We start from the raw sequence: 21937 nt of genomic DNA, 5'->3' as shown, positions 1-21937 counted from the left end.
ATGAACGATAACCAACTTTTACGTTACAGCCGTCACATCCTTCTGTCGCAAATCAATTATGAAGGCCAAGATAAACTTGTTAATAGCCATGCGCTGATCGTCGGTGCGGGAGGTTTGGGTTCGCCTGTGGCTTTGTATTTGGCTGCTAGTGGTGTTGGCACGCTGACTATTTGTGATTTTGATGTGGTGGATTTAACTAATTTGCAGCGTCAGATTATTCATACCACGCCCAGCGTGGGCATTAATAAAGCTGTTTCTGCGCAGCAATCTATTTATGAGATTAACCCTGAAGTCATGGTTAAAACCATACAGCAAAAATCTACTGAAAATGATTTTGCAGCTTTGGTGGCGCAAGCGGATGTGGTGATTGATTGTAGTGATAATTTTGCCACACGCTATACCTTAAACAGACTTTGCGTGAAGTTGAAGAAGCCGCTGGTTTCAGGCGCTGCGCTTGGTTTTGAGGGGCAAATCACAGTGTACGATATGCGCTCAGCGAGTAGCCCGTGCTACCACTGTTTATTCCCTGATAATGGTGAAGATACAGATTTGCGCTGTGCAACGAATGGTGTATTTGCGCCGCTAGTGGGTATGATAGGCACCACGCAAGCGGCAGAGGCTTTAAAACTTTTGATGGGCATTGGTGAGAGTTTGCAAGGGCGCTTATTACTGCTTGATGCACTTGCCATGGAATGGCGAACAATCAAGCTGAGTAAAGACCCCGCTTGTATTGTCTGCGGCGCTTAATTCCCTCCCACTTTAAGGGGGAGGGTTAGGGTGGGGGTAGAGAAATCCACCAAAAAACATCACAACAGTTAGCTTATACTAAGTTAACACTGTTTATTCATGCAAAGACTGCCGCAACACACCAAAGATTTTTCTCGTCAACTCCGTGCCGAGATGACTGATGCTGAAAAGCATTTATGGCAACGCCTCAGAATGAAGCAGTTGGGCGTAAAATTTAGACGTCAACATCCAGCAGGTAGATATATTTTAGATTTTGCGTGCGTTGACGCAGCATTAGCAATTGAAATTGATGGCGGTCAACATAATGAAATGCAAATTGAAGATAACTTACGCAGTGAGTGGCTTAAAGATCATGGCTGGAAAGTATTGAGATTTTGGAATAATGAGGTGTTGCAAAACATAGAGGGGGTTTTGCAAGTGATTTTGCAATCGATACACGAGTGTGATTCTGGAAACGTGCTACCCCCACCCTAACCCTCCCCCTTAAAGTGGGAGGGGACTGAGAATGGAAAGTGCCGCATTTTATAACGCTGCCAAATCCTCCTCAAAAGGGAGGGAATTGCGAGTTTACTTACCGCCCACTAAACTTTTAACTGCACTTACTAAATCACCTGGCATGACTACAATTTTACTGTTTCCAGAAGTCGACATTTTTTCTAAAGCGTGAATATAACGGTCGCCTAGCAAGAACATCGCAGATGCATTGTTTTCTTTAACGGCTTCAGTAATGAACTTGATCGATTCTGCTGAGGCTTTTGCTGCCACCATTTGCGCTTCGGCATCTTTACGCGCCGCTTCTAAACGCGCTTCGGCATTTAAGATAAGTGATTGTTTTGCGCCTTCGGCTTCTGTTACCACTGCCACACGTTCACGTTCTGCGGCGGCTTGTCTTTCCATGGCATCTTGCATATTTGTTGACGGTTTAATGTCTTGAATTTCTACAGATTTAACAGTTAAGCCCCAATCTTGTGCTTCATCGGCAATCGCTTCTTTTAGCTCTGCTTTAATGCGGTCACGTGAGGTGAGTGCTTGGTTTAAATCCATGCCGCCTATGATTGAGCGCAAGCTGGTTTGCACCATATTGCGCATGGCTTCTCTAAAGTTTTCAATGCCATAAACCGCACGTTCTACGTCAGACACACGAATAAAAGCAATGGCATTTGCCAGAATTACAGCGTTGTCGCGCGTAATTACCTCTTGCTCAGGCACATCTAAAATAATGTCTTTGGTGGTGACTTTATAGCTTACTTTAGTGAACACAGGGTTAATCACATGCAAGCCTGGGCTGAGCACGCCTGCAAATTTACCAAGGCGCTCTACAACCCATTCTTCACCTTGAGGAACAATGCGTACGCCCTTAATAATGGCGACAATTACTAAAAATATCAGTACTAAACTAAAGGTGGTCATGGTGTTTTCCTAACACGGGGTTTTAAAATGAATCTATTTAAGATTAAGCTGAATTACAATTTTGAGATTTTTAATGCATTTCCAACAACCGCCACTACGCTTGCATCACTGCCAGACTCAATGGTTTCATCGGCAATTGCTGTCCATTCGCGGCTACCCATTAATCCTTGAGCAAAGCGAATCTTACCGTTTTGTTTTAAGCTAACAGTTACTATCACCGTGCCCACTCGACCAATCTCGTCACCCTGTGATTGCCCCACACGGGAGTTTGTAGATGTTTTTTTGTAATTAATCCGCCAAATGGCTAGTGAGCTTAACGATAAAACTGCAAAAGCGGCATATTGTATAGCCTCAGATGTATTGGGAAAAAGCCACATGATCAATGCGACACATAAGGCGGCAACGCCAAACCATAACACATAAAAAGTGCCTGTTGCCATTTCAACTGCAAGTAGTATGATTCCTATCGCAGCCCACATCCACATTGGGTCCATAATGATCTTCCTTAGTGAGTTTACAGTAAATAGTTAATGACTCTATAGAGCAATTTGTTGCATTTTTGATAAAAATAAATGGCGTTTTTTTAACGGCTTAGCTATTAAAATATAGCCTATGTCAGTATCACTAATAAACAGTACACTACCATAAATTAGATGAAAATTATTCAATGAAACCCGCACAAAAATTGATTATTCCTCAAGATCGAAACGAACGCTTACATTATATTAAGCGAATATTTTCGGAGGCTAAAGGTGCTGACTTAGAAGCCAATTGGGCTGGAGGTCGTTTTGCTGCGCTTAATAAACTCAATAGTATTGATGCGGTGGCTTACGATAGAAACCGTAATTTTTTAAACGGCTCCGTGACGCATTTATCGCCATATTTAAGGCATGGCTGTATCACGTTGAATGAAGCTTATGAATTCATCAAAAAAAAGTTCGGTGCAAGCGCCGATAAACTGGTATATGAACTGGCGTGGCGCGACTACTGGCGACAAGTGTGGTTTAGCGAAGGCAATGCCATCTATAGCGATATGGAGCCAGCCAAAGTGGCTATTGGTCATACGCCATTGAGCGATGATATTCGCGATGGTAAAACAGGTTTGCCATGTATGGATGGCTTTATCAATGAAGATTTATTGGCTACGGGATATGTGCATAACCATCCTCGCATGTGGCTTGCTAGTTATATTGTGCATCACCGAAAAGTAGATTGGCGCGCTGCGGCTGATTGGTTTGAAGCGCATTTGATTGACGGCGATATTGCGAGCAACCATCTTTCATGGCAATGGGTTGCCTCAACCTTTAGCTCTAAACCTTACTTTTTTAATAAAGAAATTCTCAGCCGATACACTGGCGGAAAATATTGCGCCAACTGTCATGTGCAATGCCCATTTGACGGCAGTTATGAGGCTTTGAGCGATAAGCTGTTTAATCAAACGCTAGTGCCTACTGCAAAAAAATACGCACTGCCACCTACGCCTAGAAACACAGTTTCACATTATCCAGCCAAAGCAATATTTGTGCATGATGAAATGTTATCGTCAGCGCATGCTTTGCTGCAAAAACCTTTTCCTAAGATTTTTGTGTTTGATCCACAGCTACATGGTGCATGGTCGCTTAATCGTTTGCAGTTTGTGGCAGACTGTTTAAGTGAGATGGATAGTGTCGAGGTTTGGCTTGGCCATACTTATGAAATTCTGATGCAAAAAGGTGTAGGTCAGTTGATTACGCAAGATACGCCAAATCTTAAAGTGAAAGAGTTATTATCACCATTTGTGCCAGACTGGCAGCCAGTAGCTAAGTTAGTTAATGTTGAAATCAGCGAAAAGCGCTTAAAACGTTTTTCTCGATATTGGGAAAAAGTAGGGCCTTTGGTATTAAGCGGTGTTGTAAGCGATAAGCATTCATAACAATAAAGTCATATTCATAAAACTTAAGGGGAGCTTGATGATAGTTTGGGTAATTGTAGCGGTAGTTGCTGTGTATTTTGCGATGACATATAACAGTTTAGTCAGCATTAAAAATAATGTAGAAAAAGCTTGGGCGAATATTGACGTGTTGCTTATACAGCGTAATGAGGAGCTACCTAAGCTAATTGATACATGTAAAGCTTATATGACTCACGAGGCGCAAACGCTAGAGAGAGTTATACAAGCGCGCATGGGCTTAGATGTAGCGCGTCAAATGCACGATGTTGCAGGGTTAAGTAAAGCGGAATCAGCCCTTAGCAGCAGTTTGGGTGGGTTATTTGCAGTGGCAGAAAATTATCCCGATTTAAAAGCTGATCAAACATTTATTAATTTGCAGCAACGTATTACCGGCTTAGAAAATCAAATTGCGGATAGGCGCGAGTTTTATAATGACTCAGTGAATAATAATAACGTCAGAATTAAGCAGTTTCCCGATGTCATTGTGGCGGGTTTGTTTGGATTTGAGCGAGCAGAAATGTTGAAATTTTCACATGCTGAATTAGAGGATGTTGATGTAAGCGCGCGCTTTAAAATCTAGTTAGTATTTATGTTTAGAAAATTAAATGGCGCCAGCGTTAACTTTGTTACGCTGGCGGTAATTGGTGGAGTTTTATTTGCTGCGTATAAATTGCATGTCAGGCTAATAGATAGCCATACATGGTTTGTATTGTTATCAATCGCGCTCACATTTAGCCTATTTGCTGCTATTTTTAATTATTGGCGATTACTTAAAATTACAGAGGCGCCAATATCCACAATCGCCGCTGCAGCACAAGGTTACATTGAGTTGCATGGTGTTGCGACAACGCTAAAACCTTTCAAAACGCCTTATCATGGTATTCCTTGCGTATGGTATCAAGCCTCGGTATATGCCAATCGCGTTGAAAATCCCTATTCAAAAAAAGTAGTTGATAATAGGCTTCTGGAGTATTCGGAAAGCGATACGTTATTCCAATTAAAAGATGAATCTGGCACTTGTATGGTCAATCCAAAAGGGGCAGAAATTATTTATTTTGAAAAGCGTACATTTGTTAGAAATGAACATCGCTATGTAGAAGAGTTTTTACCTGCGGGTAAGCGTTTATACGTGTTGGGTCAGCTAGATACGAGGCATGATCAAGTTGATAGTGAAGTCATTAACAAAGAAGTACGCAATATTCTGGCAGATTTAAAAACACGTCCGCAACAGTTGTTAAATCGTTACGACTATAACCGAAGTGGCGAAATTGACATGGATGAGTGGGAGCTGGCGCGCCAGGACGCTATCAAGCAGGCGCATGCCAAATACGCCATGAAAGCACATACAGGTAGTTTTACTTTAGTTAAGCCTAATGATGAACATTTGTTTTTAATCTCAGCTCAAGCCCCGCATGAGCTAACAGCAAGTTACAGAATGTGGGCAATTGCACATTTGCTGATATTTACAATATTACTTTTAGCTTTTATCAAGCTGGCATGATATTTAAGTCGTTTTAGCTGCAATTATTCCTAACTATTACGCCACACGGTTGGTATGGTGGGGGAGTCAATAAGCCCTTGCCTATGTTAAAATATCGGCTATGAATATTCCAACCCCCAACCAAGAATTAGCGAAATCCTTTGACCCTAAAACCATCGAAAGCAAATGGTATGAATTTTGGGAGAGCAAAGGTTATTACGCGGCAGGCTTAAACCCTGAAGTTAAAGATAATTTCTGTATCTTACTACCCCCACCAAACGTCACTGGCACCTTGCACATGGGTCACGGTTTTAATCAAACCCTAATGGATGCGTTAACGCGTTATCACCGTATGAAAGGTGATAACACGCTTTGGCAACCGGGTACTGACCATGCAGGTATCGCCACGCAGATTGTGGTAGAGCGTCAATTGGACGCGCAGGGCGTGAGTCGTCATGATTTAGGCCGTGAAAAATTCCTAGAAAAAGTGTGGGAGTGGAAAGAATACTCAGGCGGCACGATTACTAAACAAATGCGCCGCCTCGGCACTTCGCCAGATTGGTCGCGTGAGCGCTTCACCATGGATGAAGGTTTGAATAAAACCGTCACTGAAACCTTTGTGCGTTTGTATAACGAAGGCCTGATTTATCGCGGCAAACGTTTGGTGAATTGGGATGTAAAGCTCGGCACAGCCGTTTCAGATTTAGAAGTAGTGCAGGAAGAAGAAGATGGCTTTATGTGGCACATCAACTATCCGCTGGCTGATGGTTCAGGCAACTTAACCGTTGCAACAACACGTCCTGAAACTATGTTGGGCGACGTAGCGGTGATGGTGCACCCTGAAGACGAGCGCTATGCACACCTGATTGGTAAAAACGTAAAATTACCATTATGCGACCGCGAAATCCCAATTATTGCCGATGATTATGTAGATAAAGAATTTGGTACAGGCGTGGTTAAAGTGACGCCTGCACATGACTTTAATGACTATGCGGTGGGTCAGCGCCATCAATTGCCGATGATAGAAATTTTGTCATTGGCAGGTTTGGTGAACGAAAATGCACCAGAAAAATATCGCGGATTAACGACTATTGCTGCACGTAAATTAGTAGTGGCTGATTTAGAAGAAAATGGCTATTTAGTTAAAACCGATAAGCACAAACTTAAAGTGCCGCGCGGAGACCGTACTGGCGTGATTATTGAGCCTATGCTTACAGACCAATGGTTTGTGGCGATGAGCAAACCAACAGAAGATGGTAAAAGCATTACACAAAAAGCATTAGATGTTGTAGCTAGCGGCGAAATCAAGTTTTACCCTGAAAACTGGGTCAATACTTACAATCAATGGCTCAATAACATTCAAGATTGGTGTATTTCGCGCCAATTATGGTGGGGTCATCAAATCCCTGCTTGGTACTCAGAAGATGGTAAAGTTTATGTGGCAACGGATGAAGCCTCAGCAAAAACTTTAGCTGCCAAAGATGGCTACATAGGTGGTTTGGTACGCGATAATGATGTGCTAGATACTTGGTATTCATCAGCGCTTTGGCCATTCTCTACACTTGATTGGACTGGCGACGAAGCCATTGATGCACAAAACCAAGCTTTGCAACAATACTTGCCTTCAAGCGTGTTGGTGACTGGCTTTGATATTATTTTCTTCTGGGTGGCGCGTATGGTCATCATGACCAAGCACATCACTGGCAAAATTCCATTTAAGCATGTGTATGTGCACGGTTTAATTCGTGATGCTGAAGGCCAAAAAATGTCTAAATCAAAGGGCAACGTGCTTGACCCAATTGATTTGATTGACGGCATTGGCTTAGATGATTTAATCAAAAAACGCACCACGGGGTTAATGAACCCGAGAGATGCTGAAAAAATTGAGAAGCGCACGCGCAAGGAATTCCCAGAAGGCATTGCTGCTTATGGTACTGATGCTTTGCGCTTTACCTTTGCAGCGCTTGCCAGCCCAGGGCGTGATATTAAGTTTGATTTGCAACGTTGTGATGGTTATCGCAATTTCTGCAATAAGTTGTGGAATGCCACACGATTTGTGTTGATGAATACACAAAATGAAGATGGCAGCGATAAAGCTAACGGTTTTGACTCAGCCAGTTGCCACGCGGGCGGACGTAAGTTTAGCCAAGCTGACCGTTGGATTGTGAGCATCTTGCAACGCACAGAAGCTGAGGTTGAAAAGGCTTTTGAAGATTACCGTTTTGACTTGGCCGCAAAAGCGATTTATGAGTTTGTGTGGGATGAATACTGTGACTGGTATTTAGAGCTGGCGAAAGTGCAAATTCAACATGGCGACGAAGCAGAAAAAGTCGCAACACGTCGCACGCTATTACGTGTGCTCGAAACAATTCTACGTTTAGCGCACCCAATCATGCCGTTTATCACGGAAGAAATTTGGCAAACCATTGCGCCTATGACTGAAAAGCATGGCGCAAGCATTATGCTAGAAGCCTATCCGGAAGCTCAGCAAGATAAGTTAGATGAGGTTTCAGAAGCGTGGGTAGCGAAACTTAAACAAATGGTAGATGCTTGCCGTAGCTTACGTGGCGAAATGAGCATTTCTCCTGCAGCTCGTGTGCCTTTAATTGCTACTGGCGATGCTGAAAAACTGGCTTTATATGCGCCGTATTTAAAAGCATTAGCTAAGTTAGAGGATGTGGCGATTGTAGCTGACTTGCCAGAAGCCGATGCGCCTGTGATGTTGGTAGATGACTTTAAATTAATGTTAAAAGTTGAAATTGACGTTGCTGTTGAAAAAGAGCGTTTAGGCAAAGAAATTGCAAGGCTGGAAGGTGAGATAGCCAAAGCTAATGGCAAGCTGAATAACGAAAGCTTTGTCGCACGTGCACCAGCCGCTGTAGTCGAGCAAGAAAAGGCACGGGTTGCCGAATTTGGTGCTAATTTAGAAAAACTGCAAAGTCAGTTCGCAAAGTTGGGTTAAATATAAAGCTAGTGAAGTACTAAAAAAGGCGCTGAAAAGCGCCTTTTTAGTTAACAATTAGTCACTGCGTTTTTTGATATAAAAAGTAAAGGTGCTGTCATCTTGATCAAGCTGTAAAAGCTCGTGGCCAGTTTGAACACAGAATGCATTAAAGTCTTTAACCGAACCAGGATCTGTTGAAATAACTTTTAATACTTGGGACGGCAGAACTTCGCTTAGACCTTTTTTGCAGCGCAAAATTGGCAAAGGGCAATTTAAGCCTGTGGCATCTATTTCTTTATTGAATTCCATTATTTCTTATTCCCTTCATTTTTTGCTACAAATGGATAACCAGCCTTAGCCCAAGCTAATACACCCCCTGCTAGGTTGAATACATTTTTGCTACCTTTGCTAGAAGCAAAAGCTGCGGCATGCGCCGAGCGTATACCGCTGTGGCAATAAAAAACGATGTTTTCTGACTTAGGCAGCGATTCATATTTTAGCGGTAACAATGATAGTGGGATATGTATGGCGCCTTCAATCACGCCACGCGCAACTTCATCATCATTACGCACATCAACTAATAACATGGGTTCAGTCGCCATGCTATTGAATAAGTCGTTTGCTTGAATTTCACTATATGTGCTCATTAAACTACACCTAAATTAATCAATACAAATGATAACAATTTTGAGGGATGACCGCACTAACTATGTAGTACAAAGGTTTGCAATCACTACGGTATAAATCATTCACACAATGAATCTTAAATTGGCAATTCTATGAATCGCATGGGGTTTTTATGGCAAATTAAATATATAAAATTGCTATGTTGAGTTAATATTTGCGCGTATGACTGAAGTGCATTGCTTTTAACCGAATGGAACCTAAATGACGCCCTTAGAGTTGGCTCGCCAAACACTAATGCAGCTTTCGAAAAACCAGACTCCGCCCACTCCGGATAACTATCGTCTTGTTTATAATGAGATTGCAGGTTTAGAGGCGGAAGACAAGGGCACGGCTCTCAGTAAGGCGCTAGATAAAGTTTTGCATGATGTAGGCAAAGATAAGCCAAAGTATTTAGTAGCAGCGGAGAAAATTTCCACTTTAGTCAAAAAACGCGATTCTACCAATTTAGAAAGTCAAATACGCAGCCTGCTAGCTATAAGCGACGTTGATAGCGTGAATTGGTCTACGCTTTTACGTTATCTGCTAAAGCAGTTAGATTTAAATCATAACGGTATTACTCTGAGCCGAAAAAAAGAAGGGCTAAGTCGCGTCCTGATTAATTTCGCCCATGACCCCAATCAGCTTGGGCAAAAAATTCAGGCGCTAGCGACTTCATGGGGCGATGGTCAGACTGGCATGATCGCTAATGAAAGTATTGAACCAGTGAGTGCTGAAGTTGCTGCCCATGCATTTAACGAAGTCGCCCACGAAAAGTCAGTACAGCCAATGGTGGGTGAAGTTCAACTTAAAATGGCTTTAGCCTGGCGTGATGCTTTGATTAGAACTATTTCACTTGCTGTACTTCCACAGTTTGCTGATACTCCAGCTGCGCTAAGCAGAATTGAAGGGCTAATAGTACGTGCGCAGCAATCAACTACGTTAGAAGATGTGAGTAACGTCAGCGAATCTTTAAAATCCACCTTGCTGAGAGCGGAAATGCAAGCGGATTCACAGCATCGTATGCAGGAGGCGTTAATGCGAATGATGCGTCTACTGATTTCCAGTATGGGTGAGTTGACTTTTGAAGATAAATGGCTAAATGGGCAAATTGCTATTGTTCACGAAATTATGTCTAAACCGCTTAATTTAGACAGTGTGTATAGCGCTGAATATAGTCTAAAAGAACTGATATTCAAGCAATCTAGCCTCAAGCCAGGGCTTATCGCGGCAAAAGAAACACTTAAAGGCATGATGAGTGCTTTTATAAGTGGGTTGGCAGACATTGCTGAGAGTACGGATAATTACAAAACAAAGATTGCTGAATATCAAAAGCAGATTTTTGAAACTGAAGATATTACAAAACTTAATGACATAATGAAAAGTTTGGCAGGCGATATTCATTCCATGAATGCAGACGCTCGGCACTCACAATCAGCCTTTCTAGAAACACAAAAAAAGGTAGAAGAGGCTGAAATGAGAATCAACGAGCTAACATCAAAGCTAGATTACATAAGCGAAGTTGCCCATGAGGACTTTTTAACAGGTGCTCTAAACAGGCGTGGTATGAATGAAGCAATAGAACGAGAGTTTGAACGTGCAGATAGACACAGCACGGCAATATCATTGGCAATGATAGACATTGATCACTTCAAAAAGATTAACGACACTATGGGTCACTCCACAGGCGATGAGGCATTAACACATTTAGCGAAAGTGGTAAAAGGCATATTACGGAGTACAGATGTGTTAGCGCGATATGGCGGAGAGGAGTTCGTTATCTTACTCCCAGGCTCTAAGCAAGAAGATGCTATTAACGTGATTACTGGCGTGCAAAGAGAGTTAACTAAAAACTTTTTTATGCATAATAGTGAACGGGTGTTAATCACGTTTAGTGCAGGGGTCAGTGAGCGTATTGCTGGTGAAGCGTTTGATGCCGTATTACCTCGAGCCGACGCTGCGCTATACCAAGCTAAGCATGCTGGGCGCAACCGAGTTGTTGGGGCTGCAATACCCCAGCTAAGTTAGGTTAAGCTTTAAAGCAGTTCATTATTAAAGAGCTTTCAAACTTGCTTGTAAATTTAACATCAATACTAACTAAAGTGTAACAAAATAGTGGGTGTAATAATGCATAGAATCAAAGCTGCTGGTAAGGATATACTTTGCTGAATTATTAGATGTTGAGTGTATTTTATGTATCTCTATATTAAATCAACATGTCTAACCTCATGATCTATACATACCTCAGGCTTTTTAGATTGAAGCTGATAGAAACCTTAAATGACTTAGTACATACTCAACAGGAAATAACTATGCCAGAAGCTGAAGCTAAAAAAGCATTGTCAATGTGGCACAGCCAAGCGGTCGAGGAGGTGCTTCAAGTGCTGAATACCTTGGCCTCTGGGTTGAGTGAAGACGAGGCAAAGGCGCGAATTGAAACACACGGCGCAAATTGTTTGCCTGAGCCACCTAAACGAAACGCTTTGATACGTTTTGCACTGCACTTTCATAACATCCTCATCTATGTGTTAATTAGTTCCGCCATTATTACGGCATTTTTAGATCATTGGATTGATACGGCTGTGATTTTAGCTGTGGTTGTGGCTAATGCCATCATTGGCTTTATTCAAGAAGGTAAAGCGGAAAAAGCGATGGAATCTATTCGTCAGATGCTTGCGCCTCATGCCAATGTGATGCGCGGCGGTGAGCGAATTAGCGTCGAAGGCAAATGTCTGGTTCCGGGTGACATTGTTTTATTGGAAGCTGGTGATAAAGTGCCTGCCGACCTTCGCCTAATGACTGCGCATAGCATATCTGTGCATGAAGCAATACTGACAGGCGAATCTGTACCTGTCGAAAAAAGTATTCAGGCCGTTGCCGAAAATGCCTCGTTGGGAGACCGTTCCTGTATGGTTTTCTCAGGCACGCTGCTTACATCTGGCCAATGCACAGGCGTGGTGGTAGCGACAGGTAGCCATACAGAAATCGGGCGCATTAGTGGACTTCTTTCAGAAGTAGAGACGCTGACTACCCCCCTCGTACAGCAAATGGGTGTGTTTGCGAAATGGTTAACAATTTTTATCCTGTTAATTGCAGGACTGCTCCTGGCGCATGGCTATTTCGTCGGTCATCATGCTTTTACCGAACTATTTATGGTGGTCGTTGGACTTTCGGTTGCGGCAATACCAGAAGGTTTACCTGCCGTACTCACCATTACCCTCGCCATCGGCGTGCAAGCAATGGCCAAACAGAACGCTATTGTTCGGCGGCTTCCTGCCATTGAAACGCTTGGTTCCGTTTCTGTAATTTGTACCGATAAAACAGGCACGCTGACGCGCAATGAGATGATGGTGGCTTCGGTGCTGACGCATCAACATCTGTTTACACTGGATGGCATCGGTTATGAGCCAAAAGGCTTACTTAAACTGAAAGATGCAGATGTACCACCTTCTGCATATGCGGTATTGGAGGAACTCGCCCGCGCTGCTGCGCTGTGCAATGATGCCGCCTTGCGTGAGCAAGCGGACGTATGGGCGGTGGAAGGTGATCCGATGGAGGGCGCGCTTCTCGCGTTCTCTGGAAAAATGAAGGTGGATGCTCGCAAAGAGCAGGCGGCATGGACACGCACCGACGCCATTCCCTTTGATGCCAAGCACCGCTTCATGGCTACGTTAAACCACGATCACGAGCACCATGCCTTCGTGTTTGTCAAAGGCGCACCAGAGCAGATTATTTCCATGTGCAAAGACCAACGGGGCGTGGATGGGGAAACGGAATTGCTCGACACGGCTTACTGGAATGAAAAAGCAGAGTCCATCGCTGCGCTCGGACAGCGCGTGCTGGCTTTCGCGGCTCAGTCTGTGCAGCCCAAACATACCGTGCTACAACAGGGTGAGATAGTAGACACACTGACGTTGCTTGGTATGGTGGGGATGATCGACCCGCCCCGTTCCGAAGCGATTGCAGCGGTGGCAGAATGCCACGGCGCGGGTATTCGCGTGAAGATGATTACCGGCGATCATGCCAAAACAGCAGTCGCCATCGGCAAGCAGATAGGGTTGCAAAATCCCGACAAGGTGCTGACGGGAGTCGACCTCGACAGCATGGATGATTTTACGCTCAAGTCGGCCATTCTTGAATGCGATATTTTTGCTCGCACCAGCCCTGAGCATAAACTACGACTTGTCATGGCTCTGCAATCGCAGGGTATGACAGTCGCAATGACAGGTGATGGTGTAAACGATGCTCCTGCTTTGAAGCGCGCTGATGCAGGTATTGCCATGGGTAGAAAGGGTAGTGAAGCTGCTAAGGAGTCTGCGGATCTAGTGCTGGTAGACGATAACTTCACCTCCATCGTCGCCGCTGTGCGCGAAGGCCGCACTGTGTATGATAATATCAAAAAAGTGATTAGCTGGACTCTGCCTACCAACGCTGGTGAAGCCATGTGTATCATTGTGGCGCTGCTTCTAGGAGCAACTTTACCGGTCACACCGATTCAGATTCTGTGGATCAACCTGATTACCGCTATGACGCTCGGCATTGCGCTAGCTTTCGAACCTACCGAAGAAAACACCATGCGACGACCTCCACGTTCACGAGACGAGCCGCTACTCAGCGGGGAACTAGTCTGGCATATTGGGCTGGTGGCCATTTTATTTTTATGCGGCGTGTATGGTATTTTCTCATACGCCGTTGATCGTGGCTACAGCGTGGAATTGGCACGCACACTGGCGCTAAACACGCTGGTGGTGATGGAGATATTTCACCTCTTTTTCATACGCAATATCTATGGCACTTCGCTGACATGGAAAGCAGTGCGTGGCACTAAAGTGGTTTGGTTGACCGTCATGATTGTTGCTGTAGCGCAAATGGCCATTACCTACCTACCGCCGCTACAAGAAATTTTTGCCACCGAGTCTATCCCTTTTTGGGATGGTGTGCTGGTGGTAAGTATTGGTGCTTCGCTGTTCACCATCATCGAAACTGAAAAGCAAATTCGTTTGCGTCTTCGGAATAAGCAAACAGTTTAAATGGCGAAGCTCTTAAGTTACGAATTGGCTAGGTGAGCAAGAAAAGAAAAAGCCCACATATTTGTGAGCTTAATTTTTGGTGGCCGGGACGGGAATCGAACCTGTGACACGCGGATTTTCAATCCGCTGCTCTACCAACTGAGCTACCCGGCCTTACTTCTTAACGCATTTGCTTACATGTAAATGTTTGCAAGTCGCGCATTATAGCAAACTTCCAAAGAGTTGGAAAAGATAATTCAAACATTTTTTAACTTAATCTTTAAAAGCATAATTCTGATTCAAGTTTAAGGCTATGTAGTCATGTAAAATCATAGTATAGAAAATATTCACTAAGAAACTTGATATATCTCACATGAAATTCAATATCACCCAGCCTAATCAGGCGCTCAGAAGTCAGCTAGAACATAGAATTAACCATAAAACTAAGCCTTTGGGGGCTTTAGGCATGCTGGAAACTGTCGCGTTGCAGATTGGATTGATTCAGCAAACGCTTACGCCACAGCTTAGTCAAGCCACTATGCTGGTTTTTGCGGGCGATCATGGCATTGTTGAAGCTGGCGTAAGCCCTTATCCGCAAGCTGTTACTGCGCAAATGGTGCTGAATTTTTTGCAAGGTGGCGCGGCGATTAATGTATTTACATCGCAAAACAATATGCATTTGAGTGTGGTGGATAGCGGAGTGAACTATGAGTTTGCCGCAAACTTAGATTTGATTCATGCAAAAGTGGCAATGGGTACACGTAACTTTTTGATTGAGTCTGCCATGACGCTAACGCAATGTGAGCAAGCGCTTACTCGTGCCGCAGAGATAGTGGATGCTAAAGTGGCTGAAGGTTGCAATGTATTTGGCTTTGGCGAAATGGGTATTGGTAACACTTCATCTGCAAGTTGTTTGATGAGCGTACTGTGCGGTTTGCCTATTGAGCAATGCGTGGGTCGCGGTACGGGTCTGGATGATGCGGGTTTGGCACATAAAACAAATATTCTAGCGCAAGCGATTGCGCATCATCATTTAAGTAGTAGTGATGCCATGAAGGTGTTGGCGACTTTCGGCGGTTTTGAAATTGCGATGATGGTTGGAGCTATGTTGCAGGCTGCGGCTAAGCAATGCACTTTATTAATTGATGGTTTTATTACCACGGCGGCTTTGCTGGTAGCGGCTAAATTACAGCCTGACATTTTGCATTACTGTGTGTTTACGCATTGCTCTGATGAATCTGGCCATAAAAAAATGTTGGACTATCTAAAAGTTAAGCCGTTACTCAATATCGATTTACGCTTAGGTGAAGGTACGGGCGCTGCATTGGCTTATCCTTTGGTGCTGGCTTCGGTTAACTTTTTAAATCAAATGGCTTCGTTTGAGTCGGCAAGTGTTTCGCAAAAAATATGATATCTACATTACAAAAACAATGGCACTATTTTTTAACTGCCGTGATGTTTTTCACGCGAGTGCCTGTACGTTTTAGTACTTTTGATAATGCTGACTTAAATAAAGCCACACGATACTTCCCACTAATCGGCATTTTAGTCGGTGCTATAGGCGCTTTAGTTTTTTGGCTAAGTGATATTTTATTACCTTTAGAAATCGCGCTATTGTTAAGCATGGCATCTACAATTTTACTCACTGGCGCGTTTCATGAGGATGGATTGGCTGATGCAGTAGATGGCTTAGGTGGTGGCTGGAGCCGAGAGCAAGTGCTCGCTATTATGATAGATTCACGCATAGGTAGTTATGGCGCCATCGGTTTATTTTTAGTTTTACTGACCAAGTATCAAACGCTTACTTATCAATGGGTAGCATTAATTCCTGCGACATTAATTACGGGTCACGCGTTAAGTCGGCTATGTGCGGTGCTAGTAATGTATACACAAAGTTACGTCAAGGCCGAAGGTAAAGCCAAGCCACTTGGAACGCAACCGACGATTACCGAGCTGACTATCGCTACTTTTTTTGGTTTAGTGCCGTTGGCCTTTTTAGAAATGAAATTTCTTATGGCGCTAGTGCCAGTGGCCATTGTTTGGCTGTGGTTTAGTGCAAAAATTAAATCTCGCATAGGAGGCTATACTGGAGATTGTTTAGGCGCTATGCAGCAACTGACAGAGCTTGCTTTTTATGTTGGCGTGTTAGCTAGTACCACTTTATTTCCCGCGCCATAATTACTCAACCTTAATTACCAACATAGTTACAGATGAAACTGACTCTCGTTCGCCATACCTCATTAGATATTGCTCCTAGTATTTGCTACGGGCAAAGCGATGTTTCTGTGTCTGCTAATTTTGAGAACGAGCGTATCGCATTGCAAAAGAAACTAGCCGCTTTTGAGTTTGATGCAATTTACGCCAGCCCATTAAAGCGTTGCCACGAACTTGCGCAAGCCTTATGTGCGGATGAGTTTTTTGGGCATACCAGTGAAAATATTAAACTCGATGCACGCTTAAAAGAATTGCATTTTGGCGATTGGGAAATGAGTCCTTGGGATAAAATTCCACGTGATAAATTTGATGTGTGGGCAGATGATTATGCTAATTTAGCACCGCCAAACGGCGAAACATTCTCAGAGTTACATGCCCGCGCTAAAAGCTTTATTGAGGATGTGAGTAGTCACTCACAAGGCAAAAATATTTTAGTGGTGACGCATGGAGGGTTCATTCGTGCGCTAATTGCGGAGGTGTTGCAAATGCCACTAAAACGCTTATTCCGACTCACTATCGATCATGCAAGTGTGACGCAATTGGAGTTTAATGGCGAAGTGCCTAAAGTGCTTTTAATGAATCTTTAGTTGTTGCTCAATTTAGAAAATAACTAATTCTGCCAAAGTTTGAGCGCAGATTCCAGCCTTGCCCAACCATCTGTTGGCGGCAAACCAAACCTCAACGCAGCTCGTGCTGAAAGCCCTGGTGCATCAGAAAAAAGCCGTATCCAAATGCCTTGCTGTGCGAGATGTTGTTGCAAAGCAAGTGCATCTTTAGTTGGCACAAATTGAAATAATGCCGTGCCAGACATAGGTGTTAATTTATATTTTGTCAGTAGTACTGCGAGTTTCTGGCTATCTCCAGTTAGCTTAACACGCATCTTTTCTTGCCATGCTTTATCCAATAAAGCTTGTTTAGCAATCAAGCGGCTTGGCCCTGTGATTGACCACGGGCCTATGAACTCTTGCATTTGCCTGAGCATTTGCTCTTCTGCCAATAAGAAGCCAACCCTAGCCCCCGCTAAGCCAAAAAACTTGCCAAGAGAGCGCAACACTAACAGCCCTTTTAAGTGGGAATGTTTGGCAATGCCGTGTTCAGGCGTAACATCCATAAATGCTTCATCTACAACCAACCAGCCGCCGCGTGCAGCAAGCGTGGCATGCCAGCTCAGTAATTCAGCCACTGAGAATCTGGTGGCAGTTGGGTTATTGGGGTTGCATAGCAATAGCACGTCCGCCTGCTGAATAATATTTTCATCAGGGAAAAAATCAAACTTAATGACTTCATGTCCATTGGCTTGCCAAGCGTTAGCATGCTCTTGATACATGAATTTTGGCATAGCCACTTTAGAAGCGGCTCGTAATTGCGGCAATAATTGCAAAGCGGCTTGTGAGCCTGCGGTGGGTAATGCAAGTTGACAGCCATAATATTCGCAAGCTGCTTCAATTAAACCATCATCTTCTAGTGGTAGCTTTTGCCAAACTGCGGCGGGTATCTCAGTTATCGGATAGCCATCAGGATTAATACCTGTTGATAAATCCAACCAATGTTCAAGCGGAATGTTAAATCGCTTGGCCGCTGCCGCTAAATTTCCACCATGTTCAAGCATGTGCAAGACTCGCTATCAATAATGAGATGATTAAGAATATGACCAACCACATAATAACGCCATGCCGAATGAGTGCCAAGGCGCGTTCTATGTCATTTAATACTGGAGGGTTGCCAGCGCCTAATACAGGGCGATCATGCCACTCGCCAAAGTAACGCGCTGCACCGCCTAGTTTTACATTTAGTGCGCCAGCGCCAGCCGACATGACTGGACCTGCGTTTGGGCTATCCCAAGTCGGGGCTTGGGTTTTCCAGCAAGTTAAAGCTATTTTTGTGTTGCCTAACAGCGCGTAAGTGATGGCGGTTAATCGCGCTGGAATGTAATTTAAAACATCGTCAAAACGCGCGGCGGCCCAGCCAAAATAGTAAAAACGTGGTGTTTTATAGCCCCACATGGCATCCAGGGTATTGGCTAATCTAAACAAAAGCGCACCAGCGCCACCCGCAATAAAAAACCAAAATAACGCACCAAATATGCCGTCATTACCATTTTCTAATACAGATTCAATAGTGGCTGGAATCGGTTCAATGGCTGAAGAGTCGCGGCTCACCATATAGGATGCCGCGGTTTTCGCTAAGTCTTCGTCACCACTATTAAGTGCAGTGCTTACTGCGCGCGCATGCTGATGTAAACTTTTGTGACCAATGGCAAAGTAAAGTAACAATGTGTTTGCTATAAAGCTGCTGACAGCATGACCAGAGGCTGAAAGTTGGCATAGCCAGTATGCCAATAAAGTAAATGTAGCGAGTAAAAATGCTAATGCGAGTGCACCAACAAAACGCTGGGTAGCTAAATTTTGTTTCATGGGTACATTAAGCGAAGCTTCTATTTGACTCGCTAAAAAGCCAAAACCTACCAACGGATGATATCGATGCGGTTCGCCGAAAATAAAATCTAACACCACGGCTACTACAGCCACCATTGGCATAGCTACCATTGGTATAGCAACTACAGGCATTATGAGATAATTAGAGAATGAAAACATTAATGGTTCAAGGCACTACCTCGGATGCTGGCAAAAGTACGCTGGTGGCAGGGCTGTGTCGCGTATTGTATCGCAAGGGCGTTAAAGTCGCGCCGTTTAAGCCACAGAATATGGCACTCAATTCTGCGGTGACTAGCGACGGCGGCGAAATTGGTCGCGCACAAGCGGTACAAGCGCAGGCGTGCGGCTTAAGCCCGCATACCGATATGAACCCTGTGTTACTTAAACCAAATTCTGACACAGGTTGCCAAGTGGTGATTCAAGGCAAAGTCGTGTGCAATCTAGAAGCCACGGGCTACCACGCCTACAAACCGACTGCTATGCGCGCGGTGCTGGACTCTTACGCGCGCTTAGTTTTGCAATATGATGTGATCGTAGTAGAAGGCGCTGGCAGCCCTGCGGAAATTAATCTGCGTGAAGGCGATATTGCCAATATGGGCTTTGCCGAAGCGGTAGATTGCCCTGTGATTTTAATTGCCGATATCGATAGGGGCGGCGTGTTTGCGCATATCGTTGGCACACTGGCACTGCTTTCGGAGAGCGAACGTGCGCGCGTGGTTGGTTTTGTCATTAATCGTTTTAGAGGCGATATTGCGTTGTTGCAATCTGGGCTAGATTGGCTGGAGGCGGAAACTGGTAAACCAATTATTGGCGTGATTCCGTATCTGCATGATTTACATATTGAAGCCGAAGATGCCGTGCCAAATACAGCGTCGTCGCAAGGTGAAAGTGCAGAAAACAAGTTGCGAATTATTGTGCCAATTCTGCCGCATATTTCCAATCACACCGATTTTGATGCGCTACGCTTACATCCACAAGTCGATTTTCAATTCGTTAAAATAAATGAAATCATTCCAGCGGCGGATTTAATCATATTGCCTGGCAGTAAAAATGTGCGTGGCGATCTTGAGCATCTACGCGCCAATGGTTGGGAGCAAGCGCTCACTAAGCATTTACGCTATGGCGGTAAAGTGCTCGGAATTTGTGGTGGCTTTCAGATGTTAGGCACGCAAATGCACGACCCAAATGCCATAGAAGGTTTAGCCGGTAGCAGTATAGGTTTTGGCTGGTTGGAGATGGAAACCACGCTCACGCAAGAAAAGCGCCTAGTACTAGTCAGCGGTGAATTAAGCTTTGCCGATGCCAAGGTTACAGGCTATGAAATTCATATGGGCGTTAGCACTGGCATAGCGCTTAATCAGCCTGCGCTAATATTGAATGGACAGCCAGAAGGAGCAATTTCACAAGATAATCAAATCGCTGGCACATACCTGCATGGTTTGTTTGACCATGCAGAATCTTGCGCAGCATGGTTAACTTGGGCGGGATTAAAAGAACTAAACGCACAATTTGATTATGAGCAAGTGCGCGAGACAGGGTTGGAGAGGCTTGCCGATTGTTTGGAGCAGCATTTGGATTGGGATAAGTTAAGTAACCTATAAAACAGCAGTTGTTTAAACTTAAAATTATTTCAGTTTTAAAGGCAATCCTGCCGCCACAAATGTCACTGCGTCTGCAACACTTGCCACTGCTTGATTCAATCGACCTTGTTCATCTTGAAATTGTCGGTTGATTTCCCCTAGCGGCACAATGCCCATGCCGACTTCATTACTAACTAAAATAATCGTGCCCTGCAAGGTGGGCAGAGTAGTTAGCAAGGCTGCACGCTCGGCTTGCCAGCTTGAATCTTCGGGTGGATTGCAATCTGCACAAATCCATTGCGCTAACCATAGCGTTAAACAATCAACAATAATGCATTGATTTGGCGCGTCTAAATTGCGTAATGTTTGTGCGAGGTAGTGCGGCTCTTCTACCAATGCCCATTCTGCTGGACGACGGTTTTTGTGATGCTGCACACGGGCTTTAAATTCATCATCGTAGATTTGTGCGGTGGCGATGTAGGTCACGGCAAGGCCGCTTGTTTGCGCCAGCTTTTCTGCATAGGCACTTTTGCCGGAGCGTGCGCCACCTAAAATTAAATGTACTGACATAGTCTGACTCCTCGTAATTTAAACTGTGTTGCCATGAAATGCTTGCCACTCATGAATAATGGCTTGAATCTGTTTCAAACCATGCGTAATCAAGGATGGTCCAGGTTGCAAAATATCCGCAGATTTTATTTCGCGCACAAAGCCATTTTTTACAGCAGGCAAATAAGCCCAACCTTCACGTGTTTTCACTTGTTCAGTTTGGAATTTTTTGCCGCACCATGAGCCGATGATAATGTCAGGTTGGCGTTCTGCCACTTGTTGCGGGTTGACTATACGGTCTTTGGCACTGTGAAAATGTGATAGTTCAGGAAAGCAATCGATGCCGCCCGCAAGTTCAATCAACTCCATCGCCCAGCGGATGCTGCACATCATGGGCTCATCCCACTCTTCAAAATAAACTTTTGGTTTAATCGTAAATTTGCTGGCAGTTTGTCGCGCTTCATCTAAGACTTTATCTAAGGTGGCAATAAGCTCAGCCGCCTTTTCCGTTGCGCCGACCAACGCGCCAGTCACGGCAATCATATTCAACACTTGCGCAACGCTGCGTTGGTTAAAAATATGCACTTCAACACCCGCACGGATAAGCGATGCGGCAATGTCTGCCTGCAAATTTGAGAAGCCAATCACTAAGTCAGGCTTTAGATCTAAGATTTTATCTATCTTAGCGCTAGTGAAAGCCGACACTTTCGGTTTTTCTTTTCTGGCAATTGCAGGGTGCGTGGTGTAGCCAGAAATGCCGACAATACGATCTTGCTCCCCGAGCAAATAAAGCACTTCGGTAGGTTCTGTCGTTAAGCAAACGATGCGTTTAGGGTATCTCATAAGGCGCTAAATGTACTTTTTAATGGTTAGATGCATGTTGTGTAAAATAAAGCTCTAAGGCTAAAAATTCTTAAATTGTCATACCGACGAGAGTCGGTATCCAGAGTCTTTAAGTCACTAGATTCCGTGTCAA

The 21937-nt window shown here is 44.2% G+C and carries 20 protein-coding genes and 1 tRNA gene; 12 read left to right on the top strand and 9 right to left on the bottom strand.

From position 1 onward, the window contains the following. Together moeB and PSV17_RS02045 are read left to right on the top strand one after the other, a co-directional pair. Entirely contained in the window at positions 1-747 is a 747-nt protein-coding gene (gene moeB / locus PSV17_RS02050) for a molybdopterin-synthase adenylyltransferase MoeB (protein WP_300479151.1), read from the top strand. A gap of 99 nt (positions 748-846) precedes the next feature. After that, on the top strand, positions 847-1221 hold the full coding sequence (locus PSV17_RS02045; protein WP_300479148.1) for a DUF559 domain-containing protein: 375 nt from the start codon (positions 847-849) through the stop codon (positions 1219-1221). 93 nt (positions 1222-1314) lie between these two features. On the opposite strand, the gene PSV17_RS02040 is transcribed toward PSV17_RS02045, so the two are convergent. Both PSV17_RS02040 and PSV17_RS02035 read right to left on the bottom strand, forming a co-directional pair. Beyond that, positions 1315-2157 carry an SPFH domain-containing protein gene (locus PSV17_RS02040; protein WP_300479146.1) on the bottom strand — a complete coding sequence of 281 codons (843 nt, stop codon included), beginning with the start codon at positions 2155-2157 and terminating at the stop codon, positions 1315-1317. Positions 2158-2210: 53 nt separating this feature from the next. Continuing rightward, on the bottom strand, positions 2211-2651 hold the full coding sequence (locus PSV17_RS02035; protein ID WP_300479143.1) for an NfeD family protein: 441 nt from the start codon (positions 2649-2651) through the stop codon (positions 2211-2213). 173 nt (positions 2652-2824) lie between these two features. On the opposite strand from PSV17_RS02035, the gene PSV17_RS02030 reads away from it, so the two are divergent. From PSV17_RS02030 to PSV17_RS02015, 4 genes are all read left to right on the top strand, one after another. Next, a complete protein-coding gene (locus PSV17_RS02030) occupies positions 2825-4069 on the top strand; it encodes an FAD-binding domain-containing protein (RefSeq protein ID WP_300479141.1) in 1245 nt (414 codons plus the stop codon). A gap of 37 nt (positions 4070-4106) precedes the next feature. Continuing rightward, on the top strand, positions 4107-4667 hold the full coding sequence (locus PSV17_RS02025) for a LemA family protein (RefSeq protein ID WP_300479139.1): 561 nt from the start codon (positions 4107-4109) through the stop codon (positions 4665-4667). Positions 4668-4676: 9 nt separating this feature from the next. Next, complete coding sequence (locus PSV17_RS02020) at positions 4677-5588, top strand: hypothetical protein (RefSeq protein ID WP_300479136.1); 912 nt, start codon at positions 4677-4679, stop codon at positions 5586-5588. Positions 5589-5688: 100 nt separating this feature from the next. Beyond that, positions 5689-8529 (top strand): valine--tRNA ligase, encoded by a 2841-nt coding sequence (locus PSV17_RS02015; RefSeq protein WP_300479134.1) that lies wholly within the window; start codon positions 5689-5691, stop codon positions 8527-8529. Between the two features lie 57 nt (positions 8530-8586). Here the strand turns inward: PSV17_RS02015 and PSV17_RS02010 are convergent, their stop codons facing one another. Together PSV17_RS02010 and PSV17_RS02005 are read right to left on the bottom strand one after the other, a co-directional pair. After that, positions 8587-8820 carry a sulfurtransferase TusA family protein gene (locus tag PSV17_RS02010; protein ID WP_300479131.1) on the bottom strand — a complete coding sequence of 78 codons (234 nt, stop codon included), beginning with the start codon at positions 8818-8820 and terminating at the stop codon, positions 8587-8589. Further along, a complete protein-coding gene (locus PSV17_RS02005; RefSeq protein ID WP_300479129.1) occupies positions 8820-9158 on the bottom strand; it encodes a rhodanese-like domain-containing protein in 339 nt (112 codons plus the stop codon). Before PSV17_RS02005 ends, PSV17_RS02010 begins: the two co-directional genes overlap by 1 nt. Before the next feature lie 241 nt (positions 9159-9399). On the opposite strand from PSV17_RS02005, the gene PSV17_RS02000 reads away from it, so the two are divergent. Both PSV17_RS02000 and PSV17_RS01995 read left to right on the top strand, forming a co-directional pair. Further along, on the top strand, positions 9400-11202 hold the full coding sequence (locus tag PSV17_RS02000) for a GGDEF domain-containing protein (protein WP_300479127.1): 1803 nt from the start codon (positions 9400-9402) through the stop codon (positions 11200-11202). A 230-nt stretch (positions 11203-11432) separates the two neighbouring features. Beyond that, entirely contained in the window at positions 11433-14204 is a 2772-nt protein-coding gene (locus PSV17_RS01995; RefSeq protein ID WP_300479125.1) for a cation-transporting P-type ATPase, read from the top strand. Between the two features lie 77 nt (positions 14205-14281). Here PSV17_RS01995 and PSV17_RS01990 read toward each other — a convergent pair. Then, positions 14282-14357, bottom strand: a tRNA-Phe gene (locus PSV17_RS01990). A gap of 199 nt (positions 14358-14556) precedes the next feature. On the opposite strand from PSV17_RS01990, the gene cobT reads away from it, so the two are divergent. Genes cobT through cobC form a run of 3 tightly spaced genes read left to right on the top strand, consistent with a single transcriptional unit; the run spans position 14557 to position 16984 of the window. Beyond that, entirely contained in the window at positions 14557-15594 is a 1038-nt protein-coding gene (cobT, locus tag PSV17_RS01985) for a nicotinate-nucleotide--dimethylbenzimidazole phosphoribosyltransferase (protein WP_300479123.1), read from the top strand. Further along, positions 15591-16361 carry an adenosylcobinamide-GDP ribazoletransferase gene (locus tag PSV17_RS01980; protein ID WP_300479121.1) on the top strand — a complete coding sequence of 257 codons (771 nt, stop codon included), beginning with the start codon at positions 15591-15593 and terminating at the stop codon, positions 16359-16361. The genes cobT and PSV17_RS01980 overlap by 4 nt, the downstream gene beginning before the upstream one ends. 32 nt (positions 16362-16393) lie before the next feature. Continuing rightward, positions 16394-16984, top strand: coding sequence for an alpha-ribazole phosphatase (cobC, locus tag PSV17_RS01975; protein WP_300479119.1), 591 nt, complete (start codon positions 16394-16396; stop codon positions 16982-16984). A 23-nt stretch (positions 16985-17007) separates the two neighbouring features. Here cobC and cobD read toward each other — a convergent pair whose 3' ends face one another. Further along, a complete protein-coding gene (gene cobD, locus PSV17_RS01970) occupies positions 17008-18006 on the bottom strand; it encodes a threonine-phosphate decarboxylase CobD (protein ID WP_300479116.1) in 999 nt (332 codons plus the stop codon). Beyond that, entirely contained in the window at positions 17999-18943 is a 945-nt protein-coding gene (gene cbiB / locus PSV17_RS01965; RefSeq protein WP_300479114.1) for an adenosylcobinamide-phosphate synthase CbiB, read from the bottom strand. Before cbiB ends, cobD begins: the two co-directional genes overlap by 8 nt. 38 nt (positions 18944-18981) lie before the next feature. Between cbiB and PSV17_RS01960 the strand changes: the two genes are divergently transcribed. Next, positions 18982-20433: a cobyric acid synthase gene (locus PSV17_RS01960; RefSeq protein ID WP_300479111.1), complete on the top strand. Its 1452-nt coding sequence runs from the start codon at positions 18982-18984 to the stop codon at positions 20431-20433. Between the two features lie 24 nt (positions 20434-20457). Here the strand turns inward: PSV17_RS01960 and cobU are convergent, their stop codons facing one another. Then, the gene (gene cobU / locus PSV17_RS01955) at positions 20458-20982 is read right to left on the bottom strand and encodes a bifunctional adenosylcobinamide kinase/adenosylcobinamide-phosphate guanylyltransferase (RefSeq protein ID WP_300479108.1); all 525 of its coding nucleotides are present in this window, start codon (positions 20980-20982) and stop codon (positions 20458-20460) included. Between the two features lie 18 nt (positions 20983-21000). Then, on the bottom strand, positions 21001-21804 hold the full coding sequence (locus PSV17_RS01950) for a cobalamin-binding protein (protein WP_300479105.1): 804 nt from the start codon (positions 21802-21804) through the stop codon (positions 21001-21003). Positions 21805-21937 lie beyond the last annotated feature (133 nt).

This window comes from Methylotenera sp. (assembly GCF_029946165.1).
Taxonomy (GTDB): domain Bacteria; phylum Pseudomonadota; class Gammaproteobacteria; order Burkholderiales; family Methylophilaceae; genus Methylotenera.
Note: the sequence above shows the minus strand (reverse complement) of the source record. Positions and strands in the feature narration are given on the sequence as shown.